General features: G+C 72.2%; 16 protein-coding genes. 13 read left to right on the forward strand and 3 right to left on the reverse strand.

The annotated features are described in order from the left end of the window. Nucleotides 1-90 precede the first annotated feature (90 nt). The 5 genes from mqnC to ACFVTF_RS19935 all read left to right on the forward strand — a co-directional run bounded on the left by mqnC (nt 91) and on the right by ACFVTF_RS19935 (nt 5,062). The gene (mqnC, locus tag ACFVTF_RS19915; RefSeq protein WP_063348156.1) at nt 91-1,311 is read left to right on the forward strand and encodes a cyclic dehypoxanthinyl futalosine synthase; all 1,221 of its coding nucleotides are present in this window, start codon (nt 91-93) and stop codon (nt 1,309-1,311) included. 16 nt (nt 1,312-1,327) lie between these two features. Continuing rightward, nucleotides 1,328-1,969 (forward strand): hypothetical protein, encoded by a 642-nt coding sequence (locus ACFVTF_RS19920; RefSeq protein WP_387815073.1) that lies wholly within the window; start codon nt 1,328-1,330, stop codon nt 1,967-1,969. A 247-nt stretch (nt 1,970-2,216) separates the two neighbouring features. Beyond that, the gene (locus ACFVTF_RS19925) at nt 2,217-2,804 is read left to right on the forward strand and encodes a hypothetical protein (protein WP_371517473.1); all 588 of its coding nucleotides are present in this window, start codon (nt 2,217-2,219) and stop codon (nt 2,802-2,804) included. Between the two features lie 138 nt (nt 2,805-2,942). Then, nucleotides 2,943-3,638 (forward strand): demethylmenaquinone methyltransferase, encoded by a 696-nt coding sequence (locus ACFVTF_RS19930; protein ID WP_063348153.1) that lies wholly within the window; start codon nt 2,943-2,945, stop codon nt 3,636-3,638. A 134-nt stretch (nt 3,639-3,772) separates the two neighbouring features. After that, nucleotides 3,773-5,062, forward strand: coding sequence for a geranylgeranyl reductase family protein (locus tag ACFVTF_RS19935; RefSeq protein WP_387815222.1), 1,290 nt, complete (start codon nt 3,773-3,775; stop codon nt 5,060-5,062). A 39-nt stretch (nt 5,063-5,101) separates the two neighbouring features. On the opposite strand, the gene ACFVTF_RS19940 is transcribed toward ACFVTF_RS19935, so the two are convergent. The 3 genes from ACFVTF_RS19940 to ACFVTF_RS19950 all read right to left on the reverse strand — a co-directional run bounded on the left by ACFVTF_RS19940 (nt 5,102) and on the right by ACFVTF_RS19950 (nt 7,051). Next, the gene (locus ACFVTF_RS19940; protein WP_387815075.1) at nt 5,102-5,464 is read right to left on the reverse strand and encodes a MazG-like family protein; all 363 of its coding nucleotides are present in this window, start codon (nt 5,462-5,464) and stop codon (nt 5,102-5,104) included. 104 nt (nt 5,465-5,568) lie between these two features. Next, complete coding sequence (locus tag ACFVTF_RS19945; RefSeq protein WP_387815077.1) at nt 5,569-6,225, reverse strand: peptidylprolyl isomerase; 657 nt, start codon at nt 6,223-6,225, stop codon at nt 5,569-5,571. Between the two features lie 127 nt (nt 6,226-6,352). Further along, nucleotides 6,353-7,051, reverse strand: coding sequence for a TetR/AcrR family transcriptional regulator (locus tag ACFVTF_RS19950; RefSeq protein ID WP_387815079.1), 699 nt, complete (start codon nt 7,049-7,051; stop codon nt 6,353-6,355). A 564-nt stretch (nt 7,052-7,615) separates the two neighbouring features. Here ACFVTF_RS19950 and ACFVTF_RS19955 point away from each other — a divergent pair. The 8 genes from ACFVTF_RS19955 (at nt 7,616) to nuoH (ending at nt 16,715) form a co-directional block, all read left to right on the forward strand. Next, nucleotides 7,616-7,975, forward strand: coding sequence for an NADH-quinone oxidoreductase subunit A (locus ACFVTF_RS19955; RefSeq protein WP_030060100.1), 360 nt, complete (start codon nt 7,616-7,618; stop codon nt 7,973-7,975). Nucleotides 7,976-8,075: 100 nt separating this feature from the next. Beyond that, entirely contained in the window at nt 8,076-8,630 is a 555-nt protein-coding gene (locus ACFVTF_RS19960; protein WP_063348147.1) for an NADH-quinone oxidoreductase subunit B family protein, read from the forward strand. Continuing rightward, nucleotides 8,627-9,340 (forward strand): NADH-quinone oxidoreductase subunit C, encoded by a 714-nt coding sequence (locus ACFVTF_RS19965; RefSeq protein ID WP_371517469.1) that lies wholly within the window; start codon nt 8,627-8,629, stop codon nt 9,338-9,340. Before ACFVTF_RS19960 ends, ACFVTF_RS19965 begins: the two co-directional genes overlap by 4 nt. Continuing rightward, nucleotides 9,340-10,716 carry an NADH-quinone oxidoreductase subunit D gene (locus ACFVTF_RS19970; RefSeq protein ID WP_371517467.1) on the forward strand — a complete coding sequence of 459 codons (1,377 nt, stop codon included), beginning with the start codon at nt 9,340-9,342 and terminating at the stop codon, nt 10,714-10,716. The genes ACFVTF_RS19965 and ACFVTF_RS19970 overlap by 1 nt, the downstream gene beginning before the upstream one ends. 17 nt (nt 10,717-10,733) lie before the next feature. Further along, complete coding sequence (gene nuoE / locus ACFVTF_RS19975; protein ID WP_387815224.1) at nt 10,734-11,483, forward strand: NADH-quinone oxidoreductase subunit NuoE; 750 nt, start codon at nt 10,734-10,736, stop codon at nt 11,481-11,483. Further along, nucleotides 11,483-12,844 (forward strand): NADH-quinone oxidoreductase subunit NuoF, encoded by a 1,362-nt coding sequence (gene nuoF, locus ACFVTF_RS19980; RefSeq protein WP_387815082.1) that lies wholly within the window; start codon nt 11,483-11,485, stop codon nt 12,842-12,844. Before nuoE ends, nuoF begins: the two co-directional genes overlap by 1 nt. Beyond that, nucleotides 12,841-15,390 carry an NADH-quinone oxidoreductase subunit G gene (locus tag ACFVTF_RS19985; protein WP_387815084.1) on the forward strand — a complete coding sequence of 850 codons (2,550 nt, stop codon included), beginning with the start codon at nt 12,841-12,843 and terminating at the stop codon, nt 15,388-15,390. Before nuoF ends, ACFVTF_RS19985 begins: the two co-directional genes overlap by 4 nt. Further along, nucleotides 15,387-16,715: an NADH-quinone oxidoreductase subunit NuoH gene (gene nuoH / locus ACFVTF_RS19990; protein ID WP_371517464.1), complete on the forward strand. Its 1,329-nt coding sequence runs from the start codon at nt 15,387-15,389 to the stop codon at nt 16,713-16,715. Before ACFVTF_RS19985 ends, nuoH begins: the two co-directional genes overlap by 4 nt. The last annotated feature ends 1 nt before the right edge of the window (nt 16,716 follow it).

Consider the following 16,716-nt stretch of genomic DNA (forward strand, 5'->3'; position numbering starts at 1 on the left):
CGTAGGCTGGTTCGGCCGTACCCGGACGCCCGCCGTCCGGGGGTCGGCAGCGCCGAGAACTGCAGTATCCGAGAGAGAGAAGGCGGCCAGGTGACCGAGCTCGCAGCGACCACCCTCGATGCGCCCAGCACCGATTTGCAGGCCGTGCTCGACCGCGCCGCCGGCGGTGGCCGGATCACCCCGGAGGAGGCGCTGGAGCTGTACCGCTCGGCGCCGCTGCACGCGCTCGGCTCCGCCGCCGACGCGGTGCGCCGCCGCCGTTACGCCGGTACCGAGCACATCGCGACGTACATCATCGAGCGCAACATCAACTACACCAACGTCTGCGTGACGGCGTGCAAGTTCTGCGCCTTCTACGTGCCGCCGAAGAGCGACAAGGGCTGGTCCCGCGAGCTCGACGAGATCCTGCGCCGCTGCGCCGAGACCGTCGAACTGGGCGGCACCCAGATCATGTTCCAGGGCGGCCACCACCCGGACTACGGCGTGGAGTACTACGAGCGCGCGTTCTCGGCCATCAAGGCCGACTTCCCGCAGCTGGTGATCCACTCCCTGGGCGCCTCCGAGGTCGACCACATGGCCCGGATCTCGGGCGTCTCGATCGAGGAGGCCATCACCCGGATCCACCGGGCCGGCCTGGACTCCTTCGCCGGCGCCGGCGCCGAGCTGCTGCCCGCGCGGCCGCGCAAGGCGATCGCCCCGCTCAAGGAGTCCGGCGAGCGCTGGCTGGAGATCATGGAGGCCGCGCACGGCCTCGGCGTGGAGTCCACCTCCACCATGCTGATGGGCACCGGCGAGACCAACGCCGAGCGGATCGAGCACCTGCGGATGATCCGCGACGTGCAGGACCGCACCGGCGGCTTCCGGGCCTTCATCCCCTACACCTACCAGCCGCAGAACAACCACCTGAAGGGCTCGACGCAGGCCACCGTCTTCGAGTACCTGCGGATGATCGCGATCGCCCGCCTGTTCCTCGACAACATCGCCCACATCCAGGGCTCCTGGCTCACCACCGGCAAGGAGGCCGGCCAGCTGTCGCTGCACTACGGCGCGGACGACCTCGGCTCGGTCATGCTGGAGGAGAACGTCGTCTCTGCGGCCGGTGCCAAGCACCGCTCCAACCTCACCGAGCTGATCCACCTCATCCGGGCCGCCGACCGCGTCCCGGCGCAGCGCGCGACCACGTACGAGCACCTGCGGGTGCTGGACGACCCGGCCAACGACCCGGTGGACCCGCGGGTCGCCTCGCACATCGCCTCCACGGCGATCGAGGGCGGCACCGCGCACCCCGAGCTGAAGATCCTGGACAACTGAGGCCCGGGGCACCGCCGTGCTGACCCTGCACCGGGCGGCCCTGGTGCTGCCCGACCCGGCCGACCCCACCGCCCCGTCCCTCCCGGACGGGGCGGTGCTGGTGCGCGGCGACCGCGTCGAGGCCGTCGGACCGTACCGGGAGCTGGCCGCCGCGCACCCGGGGGCGCGACTGCGGGACTGGGGCGCCGCGGTGCTCACGCCGGGGCTGCGCAACCCGTACGGGCACCGGCTGCTGGAGCACGCCTACCACCCGGACCCGCGCGAGGAGATCGGCGTCGAGCCGGTCGCGGACGGGCTGACGGGCTCCGTCGACGAGGGGCGCTGCGGCGCGAGCGCCCGGCGCGGGCTGCAACGGATGCTCGGGTTCGGGGTGACGGCGGTGGCCGGGCCGTTCGAGCGGGCCGCGGTGCGCACGGCCGTGGCGCGCTCCGGGCTGGTCGCGCTGCCGGGCGCCCCGGACGCGACGGACCCGGGGGACGGCCCGCTGGACCCGCTGGCGGTGCTGCCGCTCGCGGCGGCCGTGCACGGCCGGGTGGCGGCGGGCGGCCGGGCCGACTTCGCGGTGTTCCCGGCCGTTGGGGAGGGCTTCGCCCAGCCATCGCCGGGCGGTTGCCTGGCCGCCGTGCTGGGCGGACGGTTGGTGTACCGGCGGCGCTGAACGGGGCCGGGAACCGGGCGGCGTACCCGCCGGTAGTCGGACTTCCTTGCGGCGCACGGCACTTCCTTCGTGTGCCGCCGAACTCCATTGTCCACCCTGCGGGGTGATTCCCCCTTCGCCGTGACCTGAGGGCCCGCCAGCGGATACGATCCCGGACAGCTCACTCCGTACCCTCACCACCTACCGCCCGTGCCCGCGGGTGGCGGGGCCGTGTCCCAGGCCCCGAAGGCAAGCCAGGACAGGAACCATGCGATCCGCGACCGTCCCCCCGCCGCGATCCCCGCGGTTGGGCCGTGGTTGGTACCTCGCCGCCGTGCTCAGCGCCGTGCTGGCCGTCGGCATGTGCCTGCTCGGCTGGCGCCAGGCCGACCAGGCCGACCGGATCGGCGCCCACCCCGTGAGAGTCGAGGGCGTCGTCACCCAGCTCCCCACCGGCGGCGGCTCCTACAGTGCCGTCAGCTACCGGGCGTCCGGCCAGTCGCACACCGCGGCCGCGCTGCCGCTCGCCGACGGTGCCAGGATCGGGGACCCGATCTGCCTGGAGCACGCCGCCGACGACCCGGGCGCGGTGCGGATCTGCGGCGACACCTACCCGCAGCCGGTCGGCGTGGGCCTGGCCCGGTTCAGCGTGCCGGTCGCGGTCGGGATGTTCGTGATCTGCGTGCTGCGCATCCGGCGGCACCGGCGGGCGCTCGCGGTCCGCGCCGGGCAGGGCCGGCTGGCCACCACCGTCGCCCTGGCGACCGGGGCGCTGGCCGACGGGATGCCCGCGATAACCCACGGCAAGCGCTCCCGGCGCCGGCGGCGCGCGGGCGGGCGGCGCGCGCAGCACTGACGGGGCGCGCGGCACCGGTGGGGCCGGGCGGGGGCGCTGGACGGCGGGGGCGTGCGGCGGGGCCCGTACGGCGGGTGCGGACGCCCCGCGGTGTGCCCCGTTGGTCGGGGTGTCGGCGCCAGGGTGAACAATGGGGGCGTGACCCGAGCCTCTCTGGACAAGCAGCCGCACGAAGTCGCCGCCATGTTCGACGACGTCGCGGCCAAGTACGACCGCACCAACGACGTGCTGTCCCTCGGCCAGGCCCGCGCCTGGCGCCGGGCGGTGGCCGAGGCGGTGGCCGCCGGACCGGGGGACCTCGTGCTCGACCTCGGAGCCGGCACCGGCACCTCCTCGCTGCCCTTCGCCGAGGCCGGCGCGCAGGTCGTCCCGTGCGACTTCTCCGTCGGCATGCTCGTCGAGGGCAAGCGCCGCCACCCCGAGCTGCCGCTCACCGCCGGCGACGCCACCCGGCTGCCGTTCGCGGACGGCACCTTCGACTCGGTGACGATCTCCTTCGCGCTGCGCAACGTCCAGGACACCGACGCGGCGCTGCGCGAGATGCAGCGCGTCACCAAGCCCGGCGGCAAGCTGGTGATCTGCGAGTTCTCCACCCCGACCTGGACGCCGTTCCGGACGGTCTACACCGAGTACCTGATGCGCGCCCTGCCGCCGGTCGCCACCGCGGTCAGCAGCAACCCGGACGCGTACGTGTACCTCGCCGAGTCCATCCGCTCCTGGCCCGACCAGCCCGAGCTGGCGGCCCGGCTGCAGGAGAGCGGCTGGTCCAAGGTCGCCTGGCGCAACCTCACCGGCGGCATCGTCGCGCTGCACCGGGCGTACAAGCTCGGGTAGCCGTCGCACCGGCAGGGTGGGGGCGTGGTCGTTTCCGGCGGCGGGGACGGAACTAGACTGCCGGAGACAAAAGCCGCCGTCCCCACAGCCGCAGCTCCAGGAGAGTGTCCACCGTGACCGAGACCGCAGCCGATCTGACGAAGCCGGACAGCCCGGTCGAGAGCACGGCCGACGTCATCGTGGTCGGCGCGGGTCCGGCCGGGTCCACCACCGCGTACTACCTCGCCCAGGCCGGGCTGGACGTGCTGCTGCTGGAGAAGACCGCGTTCCCGCGCGAGAAGGTCTGCGGCGACGGCCTCACCCCCCGCGCCACCAAGCAGCTGGTGGACATGGGCATCGACGTCTCCACCGAGAACGGCTGGCTGCACAACAAGGGCCTGCGCATCATCGGCGGCGGCGTCCGGCTGGAGCTGGACTGGCCCGAGCTGTCCGCCTTCCCCGACTACGGCCTGGTCCGCAAGCGCGCCGACTTCGACGAGCTGCTGGCCCGTCAGGCCGAGAAGGCCGGCGCCCGGCTCTACGAGCGCTGCAACGTCAGCGGGCCCGTCCTGGACGAGCGCACCGGCCGGATCGTCGGCGTCACCGCCAAGCTCGGCGACGAGAAGCGGCCGGTCACCTTCCGCGCCCCGCTGGTGGTCGCCGCCGACGGCAACTCCACCCGGCTCTCGCTCGCCATGGGCCTGCACCGCCGCGAGGACCGCCCGATGGGCGTCGCCTACCGGACGTACTTCACCTCGCCGCGCCACGACGACGACTACCTGGAGTCCTGGCTGGAGCTGTGGGACACCCGCGGCGGCCAGCGCAAGCAGCTGCCCGGGTACGGCTGGGTCTTCGGCATGGGCGACGGCACCTCCAACGTCGGCCTCGGCATCCTCAACTCCTCGCCCGCGTTCGGCGAACTCGACTGGCGCGAGGTGCTCAAGGCCTGGTGCGCCGGCATGCCGGAGGAGTGGGGCTACACCCCCGAGAACATGACCGACCCGATCCGCGGCGCCGCGCTGCCGATGGCCTTCAACCGGCAGCCGCACTACACCCGCGGCCTGCTGCTCGTCGGCGACGCGGGCGGCATGGTCAACCCGTTCAACGGCGAGGGCATCGCCTACGCGATGGAATCCGGCCAGATCGCCGCCGGGGTCATCGTCCAGGCCCACGCCCGGGTCACCGAGACCGGGCGCGAGCGCGCCCTGCAGGGCTACCCGCGCGTCCTCAAGGACGTCTACGGCGGCTACTACACGATGGGCCGCGCCTTCGTGAAGCTCATCGGCAACCCCAAGGTGATGCAGATCGCCACCCAGCGCGGTCTCACCCACCCGATGCTGATGCGCTTCACCCTCAAGATGCTCGCCAACCTCACCGACCCGCAGGGCGGCGACGCGATGGACCGCATCATCAACGGCCTCGCGAAGGTCGCGCCCAACGCGTAGCGGGCCCGGGGCCCTCTCCCGGCCCCCCTGCCAAAGGCCTCAGGGCGTCTCCTCCGCCGTCTTCCGCTCCCCGTCCGCCGGGCGGCGGGAGGCGGCGGTGCGCTGTTCGACGTAGACGAGGCGGTCGGCGAAGACCCGGGCCGCGTCGGGGGTGAGCGTCCGGAGGGCGACGAGGGCGGTGAAGACGACGTCGCAGAGCTCGTGCTGGACGTCCTCCCAGCTGTGGGTGACGCCCTTGCGCGGGTTCTGGCCGGTGGCGCCGATCACCGCGGCGCCGACCTCGCCGACCTCCTCGGAGAGCTTGAGGAGCCGCAGCAGGCGCTCCTCCCGGGGCGACTGCGTGCTCTGCTCGTCGAGCCACGCGACGAGGTGGTCCACGCTCTCCCAGATCCGGCTGTCCATGCGCGCTGCTCCCGTGCGGTGTCGTTGGTGCTGCCACCGTACGGGAGGCGCCGCGGGCGTACGGGAACGGCGTGGGGGCGGGCGGTGCGGGGGCGGGCTCCCGGTCAGCGGGTGCTGATCTTCACGTGGCGGATGTTCACGGGGAGGGTGGGGAAGCCGTCGCCGGGGTTGTTCTGGTCGTCCTCGCCGCCCGCGGCGATCTTCTGCAGGACGTCCAGGCCCGCCGTGATCCGGCCGAACGGGGTGTAGGCGGGGGAGAGCTTGGTGTCCTTCCAGACGAAGAAGAACTGGCTGCCGTTGGTGTTCGGACCGGCGTTGGCCATCGCCACGGTGCCGGCCGGGTAGGTGGCGCCGGTCAGGTTCTCGTCCGGGAAGGAGTAGCCGGGCCCGCCGCTGCCCGTTCCGGTCGGGTCGCCGCACTGCAGGACGTAGAGCCGCTGGGTGGTGAGGCGGTGGCAGTGGCTGCGGTCGAAGTAGTCGTGCTCGGCGAGGAAGCGGAACGAGAAGGTGGTGCAGGGCGCCTTGTCGGTCAGCGCCTGGAAGGTGATCGCGCCCTGGCTGGTGCGCAGGGTGGCGCGGTAGGGCTGGGCGGCCTTCTTGGCGTCGAAGACCGGGATGCCCTTGAAGTTGTCGGCCGGCACCGCGGGCGTGTAGGCGCAGGCGGGCGCGGGCGGCGGGGTGTCCGCGACGGCGGTGCCGGTGCCCGCCGTCAGCGGGAGGACGGTGGCGACGGCGAGCAGGGCCCAGGGTGCGCGCTTCACGGGACTGGCCTTCCGGAGGGTGGTGGACGGCGGGGTTGGCATGGCGACATCATCCACGCCGGGGCGGGGATCCGGTAGGGGTCGGCAGGGATCGGTGGGGTTCGGGGCCTGCCGGGCGGATGGAGGGTCAGGAGTCCTTAGAGGGACCGGGGTTGGCCTCGGGTGCGGAGGTGAACAGCCCGGCGCGGGCGGCCAGCGCGGCGGCGTCGGCGGCCCGCTCGGCGGTGTGGGCGTCCAGCGGCTCGCCGGTGACGAACAGCCGGTAGTAGAGCGGGGCGGTGGCGGCCCGGACCACCTCGGCGCCGTCCGTTCCGGTGGGCAACTCGCCCCGGGCGACGGCTCGTTCGGCGACCTCGGCGGCCTGGCGGTGGCGGGAGGCGAAGAAGGCGCGCAGGGCGGTCGCGCCGGCGTCGGAGCGCTGGGCGGCGAAGATCAGCGCGGTGGGGGTGGCGCCCAGGCCGGGATCGGTGAAGACGGTGAACACCTCCCGGGTGATCAGCCGCAGGTCCTCGCGGAGGTCGCCGGTGTCGGGCAGCGGCCAGGGCTGGTCGGCCGAGGCGGTCAGGGCGTCCGCGACCAGGCCGTCCGCCCCGCCCCACCGCCGGTACAGCGTCGCCTTGTGGACGCCGGAGCGGCTCGCGACCGCCTCGACGGTGAGGCCGTCGTACCCCTTCTCGGTGATCTCGGCGAGCGTGGCGGCGACCACGCCCTCCCGGACCCGGGCGCTGCGGCCGCCGGGGCGCGGGGTCGGGGTGCGGGGCTCGGGGTGGTCCGTCCCGGGGTGGTCCGTCCCGGGGTGGTTCGTCCCGGGGGTGTTCTCGTGCACGGTCGACTCCAGTCGCGTCAGGGCTTGCCGTGGTGTGGCGGTCTCGCCGCGCTCATCGTAAGGCGACTTCTGTCGCGTTACGGGTGGAGTCCAGGCGACCGTCGAGCCCGGGGCCGCCGGCTCCGAGGGCCGTTTCGCACGCTTGTGAACGAAGGGTCAAGCGAGCGTTCGGGCCCCCGCCACCCCTCAGGGTGAGCCGCTATAACACGTCAACATGACGCCTCGAAATTTGCTCCCGTCGACGCATAGTTGATATAGGAGCGCGGCTCTGACCAGCCGCTTCACAGGTAAATGCGACTGATTGTGACCATTTGACTTCTTTGTGTCGACAACTCTGGGCATGTTCATATTCGGCACGATTCCCATCGTGGCGTAGATCACAAAGATGACGTTGAACTGCGTGTCGCAGATCACAAGCCGACGGGCATAGGATGCGCTCGTTCCAGGCTTTGTGAACTGCCTCACATGGGGTGGATTCCGGGAACCGGAACGCGGGTTCACCACAGCGTGACCCGCCGGTTCCGATCTGCAGTCAAGGACGACTGGACGGAGGGAGCGGGGGCTATGAATGCCTACGCGCCGATCCTCGTACTCGGTGCCATCGCGGCGGCGTTCGCGGTCGGCTCCGTCGTGATGGCCTCACTCACCGGCCCCAAGCGGTACAACCGGGCCAAGTTGGAGGCGTACGAGTGCGGCATCGAGCCGACCCCGCAGCCCGTGGGCGGCGGTCGGTTCCCGATCAAGTACTACCTGACGGCGATGCTCTTCATCGTCTTCGACATCGAGATCGTCTTTCTCTACCCCTGGGCGGTGACCTTCGACGCCCTGGGGATCTTCGGGTTGGTCGAGATGCTCCTGTTCATCGCCACGGTCTTCGTCGCCTACGCCTACGTGTGGCGCCGCGGCGGCCTGGAGTGGGACTGAGCGCGGGGTGGCCGCCGCCTTTGTGAACGAGCGGACAAGCCCGAACGGGCCGACGTACCACAGGACTTGAGGGCTTCTTGAGGGCATTGAGAGGGATCTGATGGGAATCGAGGAGAAGCTGCCGAGCGGCTTTCTGCTCACGACCGTGGAGACGGCCGCCGGTTGGGTGCGCAAGGCGTCACTCTTCCCGGCCACCTTCGGTCTGGCCTGCTGCGCGATCGAGATGATGACCACCGGCGCCGGCCGCTACGACCTGGCCCGGTTCGGCATGGAGGTGTTCCGGGGCTCGCCCCGGCAGGCCGATCTGATGATCGTGGCGGGTCGGGTGAGCCAGAAGATGGCCCCGGTGCTGCGCCAGGTGTACGACCAGATGGCCAACCCGAAGTGGGTCATCTCGATGGGCGTCTGCGCCTCCTCGGGCGGGATGTTCAACAACTACGCGATCGTGCAGGGCGTCGACCACATCGTCCCGGTGGACATCTACCTGCCCGGTTGCCCGCCCCGCCCGGAGATGCTGATGGACGCCATCCTGAAGCTGCACGACAAGATCCAGCACGAGCCGTTGGGCGCGAACCGGATCCGGGCCGAGGAGCTCGGCGAGGCGCTCGCCCTCAAGGCCACCCCGGTCAGCGAGATGCGGGGGCTGCTGCGATGAACGAGCAGGTACCCGAGACCCGCCGCGAGCACCCGGTCCGCGAGATCCCGGTCGAGGTGGTCGGCCGCCGGCAGGGCATGTTCGGCGCCCAGGACAGCGGTGACACCTCCGGCTTCGGCGGCCTGGCCGCGCCGATCGTGCTGCCCGGCCCGAGCGAACGGCCGTACGGCGGCTGGTTCGACGAGGTCGCCGACGAGCTGGAGGGCGCCTTGGAGGAACAGGGCCTGGACCCGGCCGAGGTGATCGAGAAGACCGTCGTCGACCGCGGCGAGCTCACCTTCCACATCGACCGCGCGCACCTGCTCCGGACCGCCCGCACCCTGCGCGACGACCCGGCGCTGCGCTTCGAACTGTGCCTGGGCGTGAGCGGCGTGCACTACCCCGACGACAAGGGCCGCGAGCTGCACGCGGTCTACCACCTGCGGTCGATCACCCACGGACGGCTGATCCGGGTGGAGGTCACCGCGCCGGACGCCGACCCGCGCATCCCCTCCGTGGTGAGCGTCTACCCGACCAACGACTGGCACGAGCGCGAGGCCTACGACTTCTTCGGCCTGGTCTTCGACGGCCACCCGGCGCTCACCCGGATCATGATGCCGGACGACTGGCTGGGCCACCCGCAGCGCAAGGACTACCCGCTCGGCGGCATCCCCGTCGAGTACAAGGGCGCCCAGATCCCGGCTCCCGACCAGCGGAGGTCGTACAGCTGATGAGTACTCGGCACCACGAAGATGCTCGGCACGACGAAGAGACCCGACCCCACGAGGAGACCGAGCAGGCAGAGTCCCGGGAGACCACCGAGGGCCGGGTCTTCACGGTCACCGGCGGCGACTGGGGCGAGGTGGTCGAGGCGGTCGGCCGGGCCGACGACGAGCGCATCATCGTCAACATGGGCCCCCAGCACCCGTCCACCCACGGCGTGCTGCGGCTGATCCTGGAGATCGACGGCGAGACGGTGAAGGAGGCCCGCTGCGGCATCGGCTACCTCCACACCGGCATCGAGAAGAACATGGAGTTCCGCAACTGGGTCCAGGGCACCACCTTCGTGACCCGGATGGACTACCTGACCCCGCTGTTCAACGAGACCGCGTACTGCCTGGCCGTCGAGAAGCTGCTCGGCATCACCGACGACATCCCGGACCGGGCCAGCGTGATCCGGGTGCTGATGATGGAGCTCAACCGGATCGCCTCGCACCTGGTCTGCCTGGCCACCGGCGGCATGGAGATCGGCTCCACCACCCTGATGATCTACGGCTTCCGCGACCGCGAGCTGATCCTGGACGTCTTCGAGCTGGTCACCGGCCTGCGCATGAACCACGCGTACGTGCGCCCCGGCGGCCTCGCCCAGGACCTCCCGCCCGGCGCCGTCGACCAGATCCGCGAGTGCGTGAAGACCCTGCGCTCCCGGATGCACGAGTACGACAAACTCGCCACCGGGAACCCGGTGTTCAAGGCCCGCCTGGTCGACGTCGGCTTCCTCGACCTGCCCGGCTGCCTGGCCCTCGGCGCCACCGGCCCGATCCTGCGCGCCACCGGCCTGCCGCACGACCTGCGCAAGACCGACCCGTACTGCGGCTACCAGGACTACGACTTCGAGGTCGCGACCGCGGACAGCGCCGACTCCTACGGCCGCTTCCTGATCCGCCTGGAGGAGATGCGGCAGTCGCTGGGGATCGTCGAGCAGTGCCTGGACCGGCTGCGGCCGGGCCCGGTGATGGTGGCCGACAAGAAGATCGCCTGGCCCGCCCAACTCGCCGTCGGCCCCGACGGGATGGGCAACTCGCTCGACCACATCCGCAAGATCATGGGCACCTCGATGGAGGCCCTGATCCACCACTTCAAGCTGGTCACCGAGGGTTTCCGAGTCCCGGTCGGCCAGGCGTACGCGGCGGTCGAGTCGCCCAAGGGCGAGCTGGGCGTACACGTCGTCAGCGACGGCGGGACACGCCCGTACCGGGTCCATTTCCGGGACCCGTCGTTCACCAATCTGCAGACGATGGCGGCGATGTGCGAGGGCGGCCAGGTCGCCGACGTGATCGTCGCGGTGGCCGGGATCGACCCGGTGATGGGAGGCGTGGACCGGTGACAGACGTCCAGTTGGGGATGCCGGCGCTGCCGGCCACACCGTACCCCGAGGAGGTGCACGCCCGGCTGGCCGCCGACGCCGCGGAGCTGATCGGCCGCTACCCGCAGGCCCGGTCGGCGCTGCTGCCGCTGCTGCACCTGGTGCAGGCCGAGGAGGGCTTCGTCAGCCCGACCGGCATCCGGTTCTGCGCCGAGCAGTTGGACCTCACCACCGCCGAGGTCACCGCCGTCGCCACCTTCTACACCATGTACCGGCGGCGCCCGGCCGGGAAGTACCACGTCGGGGTCTGCACCAACACCCTGTGCGCGGTGCTCGGCGGCGACCAGATCTTCGACGAGCTCCAGCAGCACCTCGGCGTGCGCAACAACGAGACCACCGGGGACGGCGAGATCTCGATCGAGCACATCGAGTGCAACGCGGCCTGCGACTACGCGCCCGTGGTGATGGTCAACTGGGAGTTCTTCGACGACCAGACCCCGGAGAGCGCCAAGCGGCTGGTCGACGACCTGCGCGCGGGCCGGGAGGTCCGGCCGACCCGCGGCGCCCGGCTGTGCACCTTCAAGGAGTCCGCCCGGATCCTGGCGGGCTTCCCCGACGAGCGCCCGGGTGCCAACGACGAGTCCGGCGCGGGCGGCGCGCCCTCGCTGGCCGGCCTGCGCCTGGCCAAGGGCGAGGCGCTGCCCGGCACCGGCGGCACCAAGGTCGTCGCACCCCGCCACGAAGGCACCGGTCACGAGGGCACCGGCCACGAAGGGACGGAAGCGTGATGACCGCCGCCGAGCCGGCCGAGAAGCTGCTCACCCCCGTCCTGTCCGCCTCCTGGGACGACGAACGGCCCTGGACGCTGGCCACCTACCGCCGCCACCACGGCTACGACGGCCTCAAGGCGGCCCTCGCCATGCCGCCGGACGACGTGATCGCCCTGGTGAAGGAGGCCGGGCTGCGCGGTCGCGGCGGCGCGGGCTTCCCCACCGGGATGAAGTGGCAGTTCATCCCGCAGAACGACGGCAAGCCGCACTACCTGGTGGTCAACGCGGACGAGTCCGAGCCGGGCACCTGCAAGGACATCCCGCTGATGTTCGCCAACCCGCACGCGCTGATCGAGGGCATGATCATCGCCTCCTACGCGATCCGCTGCGACCACGCGTTCATCTACCTGCGCGGCGAGGTCGTCCCGGTGCTGCGCCGCCTGCACGCGGCCGTCGCCGAGGCGTACCAGGCCGGGCTGCTCGGCCGCGACGTCCTCGGCTCCGGCGTCAACCTCGACATCACCGTGCACGCCGGCGCCGGCGCCTACATCTGCGGCGAGGAGACGGCACTGCTGGACTCGCTGGAGGGCCGCCGCGGCCAGCCCCGGCTGCGGCCGCCGTTCCCGGCGATCGCCGGCCTGTACGCCTGCCCGACGGTGGTCAACAACGTCGAGTCGATCGCCTCGGTGCCGCCGATCCTGGCCCGCGGCAAGGAGTGGTTCAAGGGCCTGGGCACCGAGAAGTCCCCCGGCTTCACGCTGTACTCGCTCTCCGGCCACGTCACCAACCCCGGCCAGTACGAGGCGCCGCTGGGCATCACGCTGCGCCAGCTGCTGGACATGAGCGGCGGCGTCCGCCCCGGGCACCGGCTCAAGTTCTGGACCCCGGGCGGCTCCTCCACCCCGATGTTCACCGACGAGCACCTGGACGTCCCGCTGGACTACGAGGGCGTCGGCGCGGCCGGCTCGATGCTCGGCACCAAGGCGCTGCAGGTCTTCGACGAGACCACCTGCGTGGTGCGGGCGGTCACCCGCTGGACCGAGTTCTACGCCCACGAGTCCTGCGGCAAGTGCACCCCCTGCCGCGAGGGCACCTACTGGCTGGTCCAACTGCTCAAGCGGATCGAGGCGGGCGCGGGCGTCGACGGGGACCTGGAGAAGCTCCTCGACATCGCCGACAACATCAACGGCAAGTCCTTCTGCGCACTGGGCGACGGCGCCGCGAGCCCGATCGTCTCCTCCCTCCAGCACTTCCGGGCCGAGTACGAGCAGCACCTGGCCGAGCGCCGCTGCCCGTTCGACCCGGCCGCCTCCACCGTCTGGGCCGACGGCCCCCGCCCCGGCCACCAGTCCGCCACCGAAAGGGAGGTGCACGCGTGACGATCACAGAGCCATCCACCTCCACGGGCGACAAGGCCGCGGTCGAGCTGGTCACGCTCACCATCGACGGCGTCGAAGTGCAGGTCCCCAAGGGGACGTTGGTGATCCGGGCCGCCGAACGGATCGGCACCCAGATCCCGCGCTTCTGCGACCACCCGCTGCTCGACCCGGCCGGCGCCTGCCGGCAGTGCATCGTCGAGATCGAGGGTCAGCGCAAGCCCGTCGCCTCCTGCACCATCCCGGTCGCCGAGGGCATGGTGGTGCGCACCCAGGTGAGTTCACCGGTGGCCGAGAAGGCGCAGCGCGGCGTGATGGAGCTGCTGCTGATCAACCACCCGCTGGACTGCCCGGTCTGCGACAAGGGCGGCGAGTGCCCGCTGCAGAACCAGGCGATGTCCACCGGTGACGCCGACACCCGCTTCGAGGGGATGAAGCGCACCTACGAGAAGCCGATCCCGCTCAGCACCCAGGTGCTGCTGGACCGGGAGCGCTGCGTGCTGTGCGCGCGCTGCACCCGCTTCTCGCAGCAGATCGCCGGGGACCCGTTCATCGACCTGCTGGAACGCGGCGCGCTCCAGCAGGTCGGCACCGGGGACGACGAGCCGCTCGACTCGTACTTCTCCGGGAACACCATCCAGATCTGCCCGGTCGGCGCCCTGACGTCGGCGGCCTACCGCTTCCGCTCCCGCCCGTTCGACCTGGTCTCCTCGCCGAGCGTGTGCGAGCACTGCTCCGCGGGCTGCGCCCAGCGCACCGACCACCGGCGCGGCAAGGTGCTGCGCCGGCTGGCGGGCGAGGACCCGGCGGTCAACGAGGAGTGGAACTGCGACAAGGGCCGGTTCGCGTTCCGCTACGCCCAGCAGCGGGACCGGATCGCCACCCCGCTGGTGCGGGTGGACGGCGAGCTGGTGCCCGCCTCCTGGCCGGAGGCGCTGGCCCGGGCCGCCGAGGGACTGCGCGGCGCCCGCGCCGGGGTGCTGACCGGCGGCCGGGTCACCGTCGAGGACGCCTACGCGTACGGGAAGTTCGCGCGGGTGGTGCTCGACACCAACGACGTGGACTTCCGGGCCCGCCCGCACAGCGGTGAGGAGGCGGACTTCCTGGCCGCCGCCGTCGCCGGGCGCGGCGTGGACGTGGACGGCGAGGGCCTGACCTACGAGCAGCTGGAGCAGGCGCCGGCGGTGCTGCTGGCGGGCTTCGAGCCGGAGGAGGAGTCGCCGATCGTCTTCCTGCGGCTGCGCAAGGCCAGCCGCGACCGGGGCCTGAAGGTGTACTCGGTGGCGGCGTTCGCCTCCCGGGGCCTGGCCAAGCTGCGCGGCGCGCTGCTGCCGGCCGCCCCGGGCACGGAGGCGGAGTGGTTCGCCGCGCTGGCCGCCGACGAGCCGCTGAACGACGAGGCCGGGCGGGCCGCCGAGCTGCTGCGCGGCCCGGGCGCGGTGATCCTGGTGGGCGAGCGGCTGGCCGTTGCCCCGGGCGCGCTGACGGCGGTGCTGCGCCTGGCGCACGCGACCGGTGCCCGGCTGGCGTGGGTGCCGCGCCGGGCGGGCGAGCGCGGTGCGGTCGAGGCGGGCCTGCTGCCGGGGCTGCTGCCCGGCGGCCGTCCGGTGGCGGCTCAGGCCGCACGGGCGGAGGCCGCCGGAGTGTGGGGGGTGGCGGAGCTGCCGTCCCGGCCGGGCCGGGACACCGAGCAGATCCTGACGGCCGCGGCGCACGGCGAGCTGGACGCGCTGCTGGTCGGCGGCGTCGACCCGGACGACCTGCCGGATCCGGCGCTGGCCGACGCGGCGCTGGCGGCGGTGCCGTTCGTGGTGTCGCTGGAGCTGCGGCCCTCCGCGGTGACGGCGCGCGCGGACGTGGTGCTGCCGGTGGCGGCGGTGGCGGAGAAGGCCGGCGCCTTCCTGGACTGGGAGGGCCGGCTGCGGATGTTCGAGGCGGCGCTCAAGCCCGATCAGCAGATGGGCCGCCACCTGTACCCGGACCTGCGGGTGCTGACCATGCTGGCGGAGGCGCTGGGCCACCGGCTGGGCCTGCCGGACGTCCGGGCGGCCCGGCTGGAGCTGGACCACTTCACCCCGTGGGCGGGCGACCGGTCCGCGGACCCGGCCGCGCACCCCGGCGTGCTGCCCCGCCCGGCCACCGGCCAGGCGGTGCTGGCGGGTTGGCGCCAGCTGTTGGACAACGGCACGTTGCAGCAGGGCGATCCGCACCTGGCGGGCACCCGGCACCGGGCGGTGGCCCGGGTCTCGCCGGCCACCGCGAAGGAGATCGGCGCGTCGGAGGCCGGTGCGTCGGAGGCCGGTGCCGAGGGGGGCGGGTCGCTGCGGCTGACCGGCCCGGCCGGCTCGCTGACCCTGCCGCTGGAGGTCACCGACTCGATCCCGGACCGCACGGTCTGGATCCCGCTCAACTCCACGCCGGGCGGCGCCCACCGCGCGCTCGGCACCACCGTCGGCCATCTGGTCACGATCGCCGTGGCCGCCCCCGAGCCGGCCGCGCGGGCCGAGGCCGCGGCGGGCGACGCGGGCAGCGAAGGGGAGGAGCGATGACTCCGCAGCCGTACGAGACGCTCCACTTCTTCGGGCAGGACCCGTGGTGGATGGTGCTGCTGAAGGCGGTGTTCTGCTTCGGCTTCCTCGTCCTGACGGTGCTGATCGCGATCGTCTGGGAGCGCAAGGTGGTGGCCTGGATGCAGCTGCGCATCGGGCCGAACCGGCACGGGCCGTGGGGGATGCTGCAGTCCCTGGCGGACGGCGTGAAGCTGGCGCTCAAGGAAGACCTGGTGGTCAAGGGCGCGGACAAGGTGGTCTACATCCTGGCCCCGATCGTCTGCGCCGTCCCGGCGTTCATGGCCTTCGCGGTGATCCCGTTCGGGCCGGCCGGCAACGAGGTGTCGATCTTCGGCACCCGGACGGCGATGCAGCTGACCGACTTCCCGGTGGCGCTGCTGTACATCCTGGCGACGGCCTCGATCGGCATCTACGGCATCGTGCTGGCCGGCTGGTCGTCCGGTTCGACGTACCCGCTGCTGGGTGGGCTGCGCTCGGCCGCGCAGATGGTCAGCTACGAGATCGCGATGGGCCTGTCCTTCGCGGCGGTATTCATCTACTCGGGGTCGATGTCGACCTCGGAGATCGTGGCGCACCAGCAGCCGACCTGGTTCGCGGCGCTGCTGCCGGTGTCGTTCATCGTGTACATCATCGCGATGGTGGGTGAGACCAACCGGGCGCCGTTCGACCTCCCGGAGGCCGAGGGCGAGCTGGTCGGCGGCTTCAACACCGAGTACTCCTCGCTGAAGTTCGCGATGTTCATGCTGGCCGAGTACGTCAACATGGTGACCGTCTCGGCGGTGGCCTCCACCCTGTTCCTGGGCGGCTGGCGGGCCCCGTGGCCGGTGTCGACCTTCTGGGAGGGCGCCAACCACGGCTGGTGGCCGATGCTGTGGATCACGCTGAAGATCCAGCTGCTGCTGTTCTTCTTCATCTGGCTGCGCGGCACGCTGCCCCGGTTCCGCTACGACCAGTTCATGAAGCTGGGCTGGAAGGTACTGATCCCGGTCTCGCTGGTGTGGCTGGTGCTGATCGCGAGCGTGCGGGCGCTGCGCAACGAGGGCTACGGCTTCGGCGAGGTGGTGCTGTACGTCGGCGCGCCGGTCGGGGCGATCCTGCTGCTCGCCCTGCTGCGGGACTTCCTGAAGAAGGAACCCGAGCCCGAACCAGCCCCGCCGAAGGGGGAGTTCGACCCGATGGCGGGCGGCTACCCGGTGCCCCCGCTGCCCGGACAGGAGCTCCCGCCGGTGCCGCGCCGGCGCAGCCGGGCCCCGAAGCAACTCCAGGACGCCCTCAACGGGGCCGACCATACCGAAGGGAGCTGAA

Origin of the sequence: Kitasatospora sp. NPDC057940, from assembly GCF_042887425.1 — a bacterium.
Classification (GTDB): Bacteria; Actinomycetota; Actinomycetes; order Streptomycetales; family Streptomycetaceae; genus Kitasatospora.

Coding starts and splice junctions, on each gene's coding strand:
- ACFVTF_RS19925 (WP_371517473.1), top strand. CDS start 2,217: ATGCGATCCGCGACCGTCCCCCCGCCGCGATCCCCGCGGTTGGGCCGT.
- ACFVTF_RS19940 (WP_387815075.1), bottom strand. CDS start 5,464: ATGGACAGCCGGATCTGGGAGAGCGTGGACCACCTCGTCGCGTGGCTC.
- ACFVTF_RS19955 (WP_030060100.1), top strand. CDS start 7,616: ATGAATGCCTACGCGCCGATCCTCGTACTCGGTGCCATCGCGGCGGCG.
- ACFVTF_RS19960 (WP_063348147.1), top strand. CDS start 8,076: ATGGGAATCGAGGAGAAGCTGCCGAGCGGCTTTCTGCTCACGACCGTG.
- ACFVTF_RS19965 (WP_371517469.1), top strand. CDS start 8,627: ATGAACGAGCAGGTACCCGAGACCCGCCGCGAGCACCCGGTCCGCGAG.
- ACFVTF_RS19970 (WP_371517467.1), top strand. CDS start 9,340: ATGAGTACTCGGCACCACGAAGATGCTCGGCACGACGAAGAGACCCGA.
- nuoE (WP_387815224.1), top strand. CDS start 10,734: ATGCCGGCGCTGCCGGCCACACCGTACCCCGAGGAGGTGCACGCCCGG.
- nuoF (WP_387815082.1), top strand. CDS start 11,483: ATGACCGCCGCCGAGCCGGCCGAGAAGCTGCTCACCCCCGTCCTGTCC.
- nuoH (WP_371517464.1), top strand. CDS start 15,387: ATGACTCCGCAGCCGTACGAGACGCTCCACTTCTTCGGGCAGGACCCG.